The organism is Noviherbaspirillum soli (genome assembly GCF_015352955.1).
Taxonomy (GTDB): domain Bacteria; phylum Pseudomonadota; class Gammaproteobacteria; order Burkholderiales; family Burkholderiaceae_D; genus Noviherbaspirillum_A; species Noviherbaspirillum_A soli.
In genome coordinates this window covers 82,622-95,900 of sequence record NZ_JACYOX010000014.1, presented here as the reverse complement: position 1 = coordinate 95,900, position 13,279 = coordinate 82,622, and the positions used below count along the sequence as shown (strand labels likewise).

The 13,279-nt window shown below is 64.7% G+C and carries 10 protein-coding genes; 6 read left to right on the top strand and 4 right to left on the bottom strand.

Annotated features, from left to right (window positions below; translation table 11 throughout):
• Positions 1–180 precede the first annotated feature (180 nt).
• The gene (locus IGW04_RS12690) at positions 181–1,449 is read left to right on the top strand and encodes a metal-dependent hydrolase (RefSeq protein WP_194713447.1); all 1,269 of its coding nucleotides are present in this window, start codon (positions 181–183) and stop codon (positions 1,447–1,449) included.
• A 10-nt stretch (positions 1,450–1,459) separates the two neighbouring features.
• On the opposite strand, the gene selD is transcribed toward IGW04_RS12690, so the two are convergent.
• Positions 1,460–2,515, bottom strand: coding sequence for a selenide, water dikinase SelD (gene selD, locus IGW04_RS12685; protein WP_194713446.1), 1,056 nt, complete (start codon positions 2,513–2,515; stop codon positions 1,460–1,462).
• Positions 2,512–3,486, bottom strand: a complete 975-nt coding sequence (senB, locus tag IGW04_RS12680) for a selenoneine biosynthesis selenosugar synthase SenB (protein WP_194713445.1) — start codon at positions 3,484–3,486, stop codon at positions 2,512–2,514. Before senB ends, selD begins: the two co-directional genes overlap by 4 nt.
• A 20-nt stretch (positions 3,487–3,506) precedes the next feature.
• Here senB and senA point away from each other — a divergent pair, with 20 nt between their 5' ends.
• The gene (gene senA, locus IGW04_RS12675) at positions 3,507–4,694 is read left to right on the top strand and encodes a selenoneine synthase SenA (protein ID WP_194713444.1); all 1,188 of its coding nucleotides are present in this window, start codon (positions 3,507–3,509) and stop codon (positions 4,692–4,694) included.
• A gap of 81 nt (positions 4,695–4,775) precedes the next feature.
• Here the strand turns inward: senA and IGW04_RS12670 are convergent, their stop codons facing one another.
• Entirely contained in the window at positions 4,776–6,185 is a 1,410-nt protein-coding gene (locus tag IGW04_RS12670; RefSeq protein ID WP_194713443.1) for a DEAD/DEAH box helicase, read from the bottom strand.
• Positions 6,186–6,526: 341 nt separating this feature from the next.
• Positions 6,527–7,309, bottom strand: a complete 783-nt coding sequence (gene fabI, locus IGW04_RS12665) for an enoyl-ACP reductase FabI (protein WP_194713442.1) — start codon at positions 7,307–7,309, stop codon at positions 6,527–6,529.
• Positions 7,310–7,714: 405 nt separating this feature from the next.
• Between fabI and IGW04_RS12660 the strand changes: the two genes are divergently transcribed.
• From IGW04_RS12660 to IGW04_RS12645, 4 genes are read left to right on the top strand one after another with little or no spacing between them, the layout of a single operon-like run.
• A complete protein-coding gene (locus tag IGW04_RS12660) occupies positions 7,715–9,514 on the top strand; it encodes an extracellular solute-binding protein (protein WP_194713441.1) in 1,800 nt (599 codons plus the stop codon).
• A 10-nt stretch (positions 9,515–9,524) separates the two neighbouring features.
• Complete coding sequence (locus tag IGW04_RS12655) at positions 9,525–10,589, top strand: microcin C ABC transporter permease YejB (RefSeq protein WP_194713440.1); 1,065 nt, start codon at positions 9,525–9,527, stop codon at positions 10,587–10,589.
• A complete protein-coding gene (locus tag IGW04_RS12650) occupies positions 10,586–11,617 on the top strand; it encodes an ABC transporter permease (protein WP_194713439.1) in 1,032 nt (343 codons plus the stop codon). The genes IGW04_RS12655 and IGW04_RS12650 overlap by 4 nt, the downstream gene beginning before the upstream one ends.
• Entirely contained in the window at positions 11,614–13,203 is a 1,590-nt protein-coding gene (locus IGW04_RS12645; protein ID WP_194713438.1) for an ABC transporter ATP-binding protein, read from the top strand. Before IGW04_RS12650 ends, IGW04_RS12645 begins: the two co-directional genes overlap by 4 nt.
• Positions 13,204–13,279: the final 76 nt, after the last annotated feature.

Sequence of the window (13,279 nt, the reverse complement as noted above, 5' to 3'; positions counted from 1 at the left end):
AATTCGCGACATGCCTGTTCATTGTCCGCTTATTGGAAATTTGTGCGGAAACTATCAAGCGAGCACTATGATAAGCTGTAGAGTGCACCGTAAAAACCGAAATAAATCGCATTTTTACTTCGTAAAAACAAGAAGTAAAATTCTCTCTTCTCTCTCTACCCTGCTCGGTAACATCTAGCCATGGATAATCTCAGCCATTCGGTCGCCAGCCTGCTTGCCGGTGAAATCATGCATCGCAGCCTGGCGCCGGAGGCGGATGAAAACAGCCAGGGCCTGCGCCGCCGGCTGATGCTCGCCACCTGTGCGCTGGCGGGCAACTTTCCCGATCTCGACCTGCTGCTGACGCCATTGCTGCCGGCGCCGCTGGGGTATCTGCTGCATCACCGGGGTCATACCCACACCCTCCTGTACGCCTTGCCCCAGATGCTGCTGCTGGCCGCACTGACATGGGCGTTGTGGCCGAATGCCCGGCGCCTGCTGCGTTCGAGTGCCACCGCGCGTATCGGTTTCCTGCTGGCGCTGGTGGCTGGCTTTGCGCTGCATCTGCTGATGGACTATCTGAACTCCTACGGATTGCATCCGTTCCATCCGGTCGATTCCCGCTGGTTGTACGGCGATATGGTGTTCATCCTGGAACCGGTGTTCTGGCTTGCCTTCGGCGTGCCGATGATCATGAGCGCGCGCCGCACCGCCATGCGCTGGCTGCTGCTGCCTGCGGCGCTGGCGCTAATTTACCTGGGCTGGCGCGGCTTTCTGGCGTGGCAATCGCTGGCCGTGCTGCTGGCAATGGGTGCGGCGCTGGCGCTGGCGGGCGCCAGAAACCATGACGGCCGGCCGCGGCTGGCGCCATTGCTGGCAGGCGCGGCGTTCGGACTGGCCTTCGTTGCGGTGCAGGCTGCCATGTCGACGCAGGCGCGCCAGGTGGTGGCGGGCTATCTTCAGGCCGCCGACCCGCAGGCGGTGCTGCTGGACGCGGCGATGTCGCCCTATCCGTCCAATCCGGTCTGCTGGAATTTCGTTGCCATCGAACGCGCGGCGGGGCGGCGTGACTTCCGGGTCAGCCGCGGCATCGTCAGCCTGGCCCCGGCATCGCTGCCGGTGCCGGCCTGTCCGCCGGCTTTCGTGGAAGGCGCGCTGCCTGCCGACGCCACCGCCGCAATCGCCTTGCTGGCCCGGCAGGAAACGCCGCTGGCGCGCCTGCGCGAACTGGCGCGCAGGGACTGCTACTTTCATGACTGGCTGCGCTTTGCGCGCATGCCCTGGCTCGAACGCGACAGCGCCTCCGATGCCCGCTATGCCAGCAGCCCGCGCGGCAATTTTTCCACGCTGATGCTGGTCGAGCCCGGCGAGCGCGGCTGCGAGCGCGGCGTGCCGCAATGGGGACTGCCGCGCGCCGATCTGCTCAAGGAACCGGCGGCGGACGATGCCCGCCCGTCGCCTCAGAACTGAGGGGCGGCTCCTACCCGACCTTCACGCCGGCCTCGCCGGCCTGCATCTCGCCGATCACGGCCGCATGCGCGAAGCCTTCCCGGGCAAACAGCGCCAGCACCTCGTCCACCGTATCGGGAGCGCAGGCCACCAGCAAGCCGCCCGAGGTCTGCGGGTCGGTCAGCAGCATCTGCTGGGCCGGGGTAATGCGCCCGGCCAGCTGCACCTGGTGGCCGTAGCCGGCCCAGTTGCGTCCCGAAGCGCCGGTCACGAAGCCGCCGGACGCCAGTTCTTGCACGCCGGGCAGCAGCGGGATGCGATCCATGTCCAGCCGCGCTTCCAGCCCGGCGCCGCGGGCCAGTTCCAGCAGGTGGCCCAGCAGGCCAAAGCCCGTGACGTCGGTCAGCGCATGCACGCCCGGCAGTTCGGACAGGGCCTTGCCCGGCTTGTTGAGCTTGGTGGTGTTCTCGATCATTGCCGCGTAGCCGGCCGCATCCAGCGCGCCTTTCTTCAGCGCCGCCGACAGCACGCCCACGCCGAGCGGCTTGCCGAGGATGAGCTTGTCGCCGGCGCGGGCATCGGCATTGCGCTTGACCTTCGAAGGATGCACCAGTCCCATCACCACCAGGCCATAGATCGGCTCCACCGAATCGATGGTGTGGCCGCCGGCGATCGGGATGCCGGCCTCGGCGCAAATCGATTCGCCGCCCTGGATGATCTTGCCTATCGTATCCAGCGGCAGCTTGTCGATCGGCATGCCGACCAGCGCCAGCGCCATGATCGGCGTGCCGCCCATGGCGTAGACATCGGAAATCGCATTGGTGGCGGCGATGCGGCCAAAGTCGTAGGGATCGTCGACGATGGGCATGAAGAAGTCGGTGGTGGCGATCAGCGCCTGCTCGTCATTGAGCTTGTAGACCGCCGCATCGTCCGCGGTCTCGATGCCTACCAGCAGTTGCGGCGGCACCGGGAAGCCGCTGGATTTCTTGAGGATTTCCGACAGCACGCCGGGCGCGATCTTGCAGCCGCAGCCGCCGCCGTGCGAAAAGGAAGTGAGTTTGATTGGGAGGTTGTCCGGTGCGTTCATGATGAGGTCCTGTGTGAAGTCAGCGCATTATCCACCAGCCGCAGCACGGCTGCTTGCTCGCGTTCGGGCGCGAACAGCGGCGCTCGCCGGGCGCATTCTGCCCCGAGCCGTTGCGCGAAAGCGGCGTCGTCGGCAAAGCGCTCGATCAGCCCGGTCAGCGCGGCGGCGTCGCCGACCGGGAAATAGCCGCCATAACCGGCGCCCAGCATGCCGCGGTTGCCGGAAATATCGGAGGCAAGCACCGGTATGCCGCTGGTCACCGCCTCGATGATCACATTGGCGCCGCCTTCCATCAGCGAAGGCACCACCAGCAGCTGGCTGCGCCGCAGCAGTTCGCGGGTGTCGGAATGGGGGAGGTTGCCAAGCCAGCGATAGGCCGGGCAGCGCGCCTCGGTCAGCCGGGCCTGCTGCGCCAGCGTTTCCTCCAGCGCACTGCCGATCTGGATGAAATGCAGCCCGTGCGCCGACGCCAGTTCAGCCGCGCGCATGAAGGTTGCAGGATCCTTTTCGGTGCGCAAATGGCCTATCATCGCCACATTGATGCTGCCATCGTCGGCCGGCAGCGGCGGCAGGGCGGGAGCGGACTGGTAGATGATGGAAGTGCGGGAATGCAATTCAGCCGGCAACTCTGCCAGACCCGCTTCCTGCAGCAGCACCAGATGCCCGGCCAGTTGCAACGAACGGCGGGCATCGTCATCATGCCGGATGTCGCGGTACAGGTCGGTGCCGGTCAGCACCAGGATGCAGGGCCGGCCGACGGCGGCGCATGCGGCCACCGAATCGGCGGAGCGCCGCGCATGCAGGGCAATCAGCAGATCGGGCCGGTTGCTTGCGCGGTCCCAGCCCCTTGCGATTTCGACATGGTATTGTGGCTCGAGGAAGCGCGCCCAGCGCTGCGCAGTCTGCCAGTTGCCATTGTTGGAGGCCGCCGAAGCCGGACTGGCAATCAGAATGCGCGACTTGTTCAACATCGTTATGCCTGTGGAGCCTGATGAATTTTTCCTTTCGAACCGCGACGCCAGCCGAACTGGCCGGTGCGTTGGAAGATGCCCGCGATTATACGCTGGCGCTGTTCGACCGTTTCAGCGACGCCGGCCTGGACGATCCCGTCCGGGTGCCGCCGCTGGCCGTGGTCAATCCGCCGCTGTGGGAGCTGGGTCACCTCGCCTGGTTCGCCGAGTGGTACATCCTGCGGCGCGCGACATCGAGCGCACCCGACGCCGCCGAGGGCCATTCCCTGCTGACCAAGGGCGACGACTGGTTCGACTCCAACACCGTGCCGCACGACGCCCGCTGGAAGCTGGGACTGCCGTCGGCCGGCCAGATCAAGACCTATTGCCATGAAGTGCTGGACCGGGTGCTCGACCGGCTCAGCCAGGCGGGTGACGACGATGACGCGCTATATCCCTACCGGCTGGCGCTGGCGCACGAGGACATGCACGGCGAAGCGTTCTTCTACACGATGCAGACCCTGGGCGTGCCCTTGCCGCAAGGCATAGACGCGCGGCTGCCGCGCCCCTGGGCGGAAGGGGAAGTGCGCTTCCCCGGCGGCACCCTGCAGATGGGCAGCGCTGCTGGCAAAGGCTTCGTGTTCGACAATGAGCGCCAGGCGCATCCGGTCTATGTGCCGTCCTTCGTGATGGATTCCACGCTGGTCACCAACGAACAGTTTGCGGAATTCATCGCCGACGGCGGCTACGACCGGGCGCAGTTCTGGAGCCGGGCAGGGCGCGAGTGGCTGATGCGCCAGGAGCATTCGGCCCCGCGCGACTGGGAACGGGACGGCCGGCACTGGCGCTGCGTGCGCTTCGGCCAGCCCGCCACGCTGCCGCCGCACGACCCGGTGCGCCATGTCAGCCTGTACGAGGCGCAGGCCTACTGCATGTGGGCCGAGCGCCGGCTGCCGACCGAGGGGGAGTGGGAATATGCCGCGATGGCCGGTCATCCGGCCTGGCATTGGGGCGACCTGTGGGAATGGACCTGCTCACCGTTCGAACCGTATCCGGGCTTCACCGCCGACGCTTACCGCGAATATTCGGCGCCCTGGTTCCATAGCCATCAGGCGGTGCGTGGCGCTTCCTTTGCCACCCGGGGACGGATGCGGTCACCGAAATACCGCAATTTCTATCTGCCCGAGCGCAATGACATCCTGATTGGCTTTCGCACCTGCGCATTGTGACGTCCATAAAGGAAAAGCCCCTGGCGCCGGAAAGCGCCAGGGGCTTTTTTCACCGGCCCGTGACTGCGGCCGGTATTTCAATCAGCGATCGCCGTAGGAGCGGCGGGCGCCAGCGTCAGCGCCGCGCGGGCCCTTGCCGAAGCTGCTGCCATTGCCGGAACCATAGCTGCTGCCTTCACGGCGCGGCGCGCCGGGCTTGGAAAAGCTGCGCTGGCCCGGCTTGCCGCCGCGGCTGTCGCCCGGCTTCCAGCCGTTGGGCTTGTGCGGACGCGGCGCCGCGGTGCGCTTGGGCTCGAAGCCTTCGATCACGTTGACCGGGATCAGCTGCTTGGTGAAGCGCTCGATGCGCTTTACATGCATGCCTTCGGCATGGTTGACCAGCGAGATCGCCAGGCCGTTGCGGCCGGCGCGGCCGGTGCGGCCGATGCGGTGCACATAGTCTTCCGGGAATTTCGGCAGATCGTAGTTGAACACGTGGGTGATGGTCGGCACGTCGATGCCACGGGCGGCAACGTCGGTCGCCACCAGCACCCGGACCTGGCCACGGCGCACGCTGTCGAGCGTGCGGTTGCGCGCACCCTGGTGCATGTCGCCATGCAGTGCGGCGGCGGCAAAGCCGGCGATGTTCAGGCGGTCGGCAATCGTGTCGGCATCGCGCTTGGTGGCGGTAAACACCACCGCCTGGTCCATGGTTTCATCGCGCAGCAGATGGTCGAGCAGGCGGTTCTTGTGCGACAGGTCATCGACGAAGTGCACGCGCTGCTGGATGTTTTCATGGCGGCTGGACGAGCTGGCGATCTGGATGATGGTCGGCTCGGTGGTGATGCGCTTGGCCATGTTGCCGACGACGCCGTCCAGCGTGGCCGAGAACAGCATAGTCTGGCGCGAGTCCGGCGTGGCGGCCACGATCTTCTCGATGTCCTCGATGAAGCCCATGTCCAGCATGCGGTCAGCTTCGTCCAGCACCAGGATTTCCAGTTGCGAGAAGTCGATTTTTCCCGACTCCATGTGGTCGATCAGGCGGCCGGGAGTCGCCACCAGGATTTCCGGGTTCTTGGCCAGCAGTTGCATCTGCTTCGGATAAGGCATGCCGCCCAGGATGGAGACGGCGCGAATGCGGCGCATGTAGGCGCCGTACTTGTCGGTGGCGGTGGTGACCTGCAGTGCCAGTTCGCGGGTCGGGGTCAGCACCAGCATCTTCGGCTGGGCGGCGCGGAAGCGTGGGCGCTCGCCACGGGCGCGGGCGGACTGGGACTGCTGGTTGGGCGTGCGGGCGGCTTCGGCGCTCGGCTCGGCCGAGGCAAACTTGTGCAGCGCCGGCAGCATGAATGCCGCGGTCTTGCCGGAGCCGGTCTGAGAAGAGACCAGCAGGTCGCGGCCGGCGAGGGCCGCGGGAATAGCCTGTTCCTGGACGCCGGTCGGCTTTGTGTAGCCAGCTTCGGTCAATGCTTTCAATACGGACGCGTGCAGGCCTAGTGCTTCGAATGTCATCAGTTTCTTTCGTAAATCGTAAATCAGCGCGGCACGCTGGCAACGGGGCCATCACAGTGCTGGGCGCGAAGATGCATCGCCAACCAACGAAACAGCGAGGAAAACTCGAAAGAGATTTCGGCACAAAAGCTTTGCGCCGGGACGGTGTCAGGTTACTTCGACACCAGGAGGCGGGAGGGCTTTATCGTTAATGCTAAGGGTTCGCGGTGCTGCGGAAGTGCGGACTTTATTGCATCGCACAAACCGTATTGTAACTGCCATGGCAGTGTTCTGTCCACCCTTTATTACCGCCGGTTTGCGAACCGGCCGGGATACCCGGCTGATTCGCATAAGAAACGGATTTACTCCGCCATGCCGCCGACGACATGCGAAAAGCCGCCGTCGACATAGGTGATTTCGCCGGTGATGCCGCCAGCCAGGTCCGACAGCAGGAAGGCGGCGGTATTGCCGACATCCTCGATCGTCACGTTGCGGCGCAGCGGCGCATGTTCCTTGACGAAATTGAGGATCTTGCCAAAGTCCTTGATGCCGCTGGCGGCCAGGGTCTTGATCGGGCCAGCGGAAATGCCGTTGACCCGCACCCCTTTCTTGCCCAGCGATTCGGCCAGGTAACGCACGCTGGCTTCCAGCGAAGCCTTGGCCAGGCCCATGGTGTTGTAGTTGGGCAGGGCGCGCATCGAGCCGAGGTAGCTCAGGGTCAGCAGTGCCGAATGCTGCGACAGCATCGGCGCGGCCGCCTTGGCCATGGCCGGGAAGCTGTAGGCCGAAATGTCATGGGCGATGCGGAAGTTCTCGCGGGTCATGCCGTCGAGGAAGTCGCCGGCGATGGCCTCGCGCGGCGCGAAGCCGATCGCATGCACCAGGCCGTCGAGCTGGGGCCAGGATTTGGCCAGGTCGGCAAACAGCGCATTGATCTGCTCATCGCTGCCGACGTCGCAGTCGAACACCAGTTCGCTGCCGAATTCCTTGGCGAATTCGGTGATGCGATCCTTGAAGCGGTCGCCGACATAGGTAAATGCCAGCTCCGCGCCTTCCCGCTTGCAGGCCTGGGCAATGCCGTAGGCGATGGACCGGTTCGACAGCAGGCCGGTGATCAGGATTTTTTTGCCTTGCAGGAAAGCCATGGGAACTCCAGGAAAGTGGGCGGTGGGCGAAAGACGCCGGTTTTGAACCGGCAAGATTGTAGGGGGTAGTCGCGGGGAGGGCAACTTCGGCGGTCCCGGTTTTTTCATACGCGAGAGACCAACAGCTCCGTCAGTCGCTCTATCCAGCAATAGTTCTCCGGCCTGCTGCCGCCGCCTGCTGCATCAGGATGCGGCCGCGGTTCGTCCCAATGGCCAAGTACGGCGGCTATCGAAGTCGGTCCAATGACACCCGTGCCTGTCGCATCCGGGCCGATGCTGAAAACGCCTGATAAATCTGCCTCTTTGGCGCAGAGCGAACGCAACGACCAAGCCCAATGCCTTTCGGTACAATACCCCGGCGCCGCCCACGGCGACCAGCATCCAACATGGGGTGACCGACAAGGCATGGCAAAACTACTGGCAACTCTTTTTCTGGCCGCCGGCATTGCCGGCAGCAACAACGCGCTGGCGGCGCACGCATTCGCCCTGTATGACACGCCAAAGTATCCGGCCGGCTTCCACCATTTCGACTATGTCAATCCCGACGCGCCCAAGGGCGGCGAACTGTACCTGGCCAACCCGGACCGGCGCACCAGCTTCGACAAGTTCAATCCCTTCTCTCTGAAAGGCGTGGCCGCGGCCGGTGTTTCCAACCTGATGTTCGAAACGCTGGCGGTGAGTTCCTCCGACGAAACCGCCACCATGTACGGCCTGCTGGCCGAGGACATGGAGCTGGCGGCGGACCGGATGGCGATGACCTTCCGCCTGAATCCGAAAGCCCGCTTCAACAATGGCGACCCGGTGCTGGCGGCCGACGTGAAGCATTCCTTCGACACCCTGATGGCCAAGGGCGCGCCGCAGTTCAAGTCGGTCTTTGCCGACATAAAACAATGTGTGGTGGTGGACGAGCGCACCGTGCGCTTCGACTTCCGCCAGCTCAACCGCGAGCTGCCGCTGATTGCCGGCGGCATGCCGGTGTTCTCGCGCAAGTGGGGCGCCAGGACCAGCTTCGACAAGATACAGCTGGAAGCGCCGATCGCCAGCGGGCCTTACCTGATCGAGCGTTATGATGTCGGCCGCGCCATCACCTACAAGCGCAACCCGGATTACTGGGGCGATGCGGTGCCAGCACGCCGCGGCATGTTCAACTTCGGCAGCATCTTCTATCGTTTCTACAAGGACGATACCGCCCGGCTGGAAGCCTTCAAGGCCGGCGAGTTCGACGTGGTGGTGGAGTACAGCGCCAAGAACTGGGCGCGCGCCTACAACGGTCCCAAGTTCCGCAGCGGCGAGATCATCAAGCGTGAACTGACCCACTCCAACGGCGCCGGCATGCAGGGTTTCGTGATGAACCTGCGGCGCGGCCAGTTCCAGGACATCCGGGTACGCCAGGCGCTTGGTTTGGCGCTGGACTTCGAGTGGATGAACCGCCAACTGTTCTACGGCCAGTACAAGCGCATCCATTCCTTCTTCAACAACAGCGAGCTGGGCGCGCGCGGCATGCCGTCGGAAGACGAGCTGAAGCTGCTGGAGCCGATGCGCGCCAAACTCGATCCGGCGGTCTTCGGCCCGGCGCCATTGCCGCCGTCGACCGAGCCGCCGTCGTCGCTGCGCGCCAACCTGATGCAGGCGCGCGAATTGCTGCGCCAGGCCGGCTGGGAATACCGGGACGGCGCGCTGCGCAATGCCAAGGGGGAGCCGCTGGCGTTCGAGATCATCGACGACCAGGGCGCGCTGTCGCGGGTCATCAGCGTCTATGTGCGCAACCTGCAGAAGCTGGGCGTGCAGGTGCACCAGCGCACTGCCGATTTCGCGCTGCTGCAAAAGCGCATGGAAGAGTTCGACTTCGACATGACCACCAACCGCTTCCCGGACGTGACCAGCCCGGGCAATGAGATGTACGACATGTTCGGCTCCAAGGCTGCCGACGAGAAGGGCTCCAACAATGCCTGGGGCCTGAAGGACCCTGCGGTGGACAAGCTGGTCGATGCGCTGGTGGCGGCCAACACCCGGCGCGAGCTGGTGGCGGCGGCGCGGGCGCTGGACCGGGTGCTGATGCATAAGTACATCGTGGTGCCGCACTGGTATTCCTCGACGCACCGGGTGGCTTACCGCAACCGCTTCGGCATCCCGGCCACCGCGCCGCTGTATTACCAGGCCGACCCCTATGTGATTTCCACCTGGTGGCAGGCCAGGCCACGATGAAAGGACAAGCATGAATCTGTGGGCCTATATCGCCAAGCGGGTGCTGCTGATGGTGCCGACGCTATTGGGCGTGGTGGCGATCACCTTCGCCGTGATCCAGTTCGTGCCGGGCGGTCCGGTCGAGCAGGCGCTGATGGAATTGCGCAAGGGCCAGGCCACCGGCGGCGGCGAAGCCAGCGGCGGCGGCGCCTCGCAATACCGCGGACGGCAGGGGGTGGATGCCGAGCGGGTCAAGGAGATCCAGGCGCTGTACGGCTTCGACAAGCCGCCGCTTGAACGCTTCTGGCAGATGCTGAAGGGTTTCGCCCGCTTCGACCTGGGGCAGAGCTTCTATCACCACAAGGATGTGTGGGACCTGGTGAAGTCCAAGCTGCCGGTATCGATATCCATCGGCCTGTGGACCTTCTTCCTGACCTACTTCATCTCGGTGCCGCTGGGCGTGGCCAAGGCGATCCGCGAGGGCAGCCGCTTCGACATGGTGACCAGCATGCTGGTGCTGATCGGCTATTCCATACCCGGCTTCGTGCTCGGCGTGCTGCTCCTGGTGCTGTTCGGCGGCGGCAGTTTCGTGCAATGGTTCCCGCTGCGCGGCCTGACATCCGACAACTGGGAAACCCTGTCCTGGGGCGGCAAGGTGCTGGACTACCTGTGGCACATCACGCTGCCGGTGACGGCATCGGTGGCCGGCGCCTTCGCGGTGATGACCATGCTGACCAAGAACACCTTTCTCGAAGAGATCAGGAAGCAGTACGTGCTCACCGCCCGCGCCAAGGGGTTGTCGGAGCGCACCGTGCTGTACAAGCATGTGTTTCGCAATGCGCTGATCCCGCTGGTGACCGGCTTTCCGGCAGCCTTCATCGGCGCCTTCTTCGCCGGCAGCCTGCTGATCGAAACCCTGTTCTCGCTCGATGGCCTGGGCCTGCTGTCCTACGAGTCGGTGGTGCGGCGCGACTATCCAGTGGTGATGGGCACGCTCTACCTGTTCACGCTGATCGGCCTGGTGGTCAAGCTGCTGGGCGACCTCTGTTATGTGTGGGCCGATCCACGGGTCCAGTTTGAAAGCCTGGCACGATGAGCACCGCATCCATTTCCCCCGGCCGCCGCATCTGGCTGCGCTTCCGGCAGAACCGGCGCGGCTACTGGAGCCTGGTCCTCTTCCTGGTGCTGTTCGTGCTGAGCCTGGGCGCGGAGCTGCTGTCGAACGACAAGCCGCTGGTGGCGCGCTACAACGGCAAGATCATTTTCCCGATCGCGCAGACCTATTCGGAAAAGGCCTTCGGCGGCGACTTCGACACGCCGGCCGACTTCCTCGACCCCTTCATCCAGGACCAGTTCAAGAAGGATGGCAACTGGGCTGTGTATCCACCCAATCATTATCGCTACGACACGCTGAATTATTTTGCCAAGGCGCCCAACCCGGCGCCGCCTTCCGGCGAAAACTGGCTGGGCACCGATGATCGCGGCCGCGACGTGGTGGCGCGGCTGCTGTACGGCTTCCGCGTCTCCATCCTGTTCGGCATTGCGCTCACCGTGACCGGCGTGCTGCTGGGCATGATCACCGGCGCGGTGCAGGGCTATTTCGCCGGCCGCACCGACCTGCTGTTCCAGCGCTTCATGGAGATCTGGAGTTCGATGCCGGAGCTGTACCTGCTGATCATCTTCGCTTCCATCTTCGACCCGAGCATCGGCCTGTTGCTGCTGCTGCTTTCCCTGTTCGGCTGGATGGGGCTGTCGGACTATGTGCGGGCCGACTTCCTGCGCAACCGCAACCTGGAGTATGTGCAGGCGGCGCGCGCGCTGGGGCTGTCCAATGCCCAGATCATCTGGCGCCATGTGCTGCCCAACAGCCTCACGCCGGTGGTGACCTTCCTGCCGTTTCGCATGAGCGGCGCGATCCTTGCGCTGACCAGCCTGGACTTCCTCGGCCTGGGCGTGCCGCCCTCGACCCCCAGCCTGGGCGAGCTGCTGGCGCAGGGCAAGAACAACCTGGACGCCTGGTGGATCGCGCTGTCGACCTTCATGGTGCTGACGGTCACGCTGCTGTTGCTGACCAATATCGGCGATGCGCTGCGCAATTCGCTGGACGTGCGGAGGAAGTCTTGAGCTTGCTGAATGTACAGGGATTGAGCGTTGCCTTCGGCGATGCCGTCGTGGTCGAGGATGTCAGTTTTAGCATTGCGCCCGGCGAGAAGTTCGCGCTGGTCGGCGAGTCCGGTTCCGGCAAGACCGTCACCGCGCTGTCGGCGCTGCGGCTGAACCAGGATGCGCGCTATAAGGGCAGCATCCTGTTCAACGGCGAAGACATCCTGAGCATGTCCGAGCCCGCACTGCGCAGGCTGCGCGGCAAGGATGCGGCGATGATCTTCCAGGAGCCGATGACGGCCTTGAATCCCCTGTTCACGATAGGCAACCAGATCGCCGAAGTGCTGATGCTGCATGAAGGCCTGTCGGCGAAGGCGGCGGCGCAGCGCACCGTGCAGCTGCTGGAGAAGACCGGCATACCGGAGCCGGCGCGGCGCGCGCTGGCCTATCCGCACCAGCTCTCCGGCGGCCAGCGCCAGCGCGCGATGATTGCAATGGCGCTGGCCTGCAAGCCGCACCTGCTGATCGCCGACGAGCCGACCACCGCGCTCGATGTGACGATACAGGTGCAGATCCTCGAACTTCTGGACCAGCTGCAGCGCGAGGAAAACATGGCGGTGCTGATGATCAGCCACGACCTGAATCTGGTGCGGCATTTCGCCGACCGCGTGGGCGTGATGGAAAAGGGCAGGCTGATCGAGACCGCGCCGGTGCATGATCTGTTCGCCAATCCGCGCGAGGCCTACACCAGGAAGCTGCTGGCCAGCCATCCGCAGCGCATGGTCAACCAGGTCGACGCCGCCGGCGCGCCGCTGCTGGAAGCGCGGCAGGTGCGTTGCACCTTCGAGATCAAGGAAGGCTGGTTCAAGCGGCGCAACTTCCTTGCCGTCGATGATGTGACGCTTGAGCTCAGGCCGGGCGAGACAGTGGGCATCGTCGGCGAATCGGGTTCGGGCAAGTCCACCCTGGGCATGGCGCTGCTGCGGCTGTCGGCGGCCCGCGTGTCGGGCGCGATCCGTTTTCGCGAGCATGCCATCAGCGAGATGTCGGCCAATGCATTGCGGCCGCTGCGCTCGCAGATGCAGGTGGTGTTCCAGGACCCGTTCGCGTCACTGTCGCCGCGCCGCACGATCGAGCAGATCGTCGGCGAAGGCCTGGCGCTGCACCAGCCGCAACTGGGCCCACAGGACTTGCGCGATACCGTCGCCGCGGCGCTGGAGGAGGTAGGCTTGTCGGCCGCGATGATGCAGCGCTATCCGCATGAGTTTTCCGGCGGCCAGCGCCAGCGCATCGCGATTGCCCGGGTGCTGGTATTGAAGCCGGCGCTGGTGCTGCTGGACGAGCCGACCTCGTCGCTCGATGTATCGGTGCAGATGCAGGTGCTGCAGCTGCTGGCCGAACTGCAGCGCAAGCATGGCATTGCCTATCTGTTCATCAGCCATGACCTTGCGGTGATACGCGCGATGGCGCACCGCGTGCTGGTGATGAAGGACGGCCGCGTGGTCGAGCAGGGCGATGTCGGCGATGTGCTGTCGGCGCCGTCGCAGCCCTACACCCAGAGGCTGCTGGCGGCATCGACCTATAGCACGGCCGCGCTCGACGCCTGACCGGCCGGGCGCATTCAGGCTCCTAGCGCATTTCCAGCCTGACTGGCATCCACCGGCCAAGCAGGATTGCCTTTGG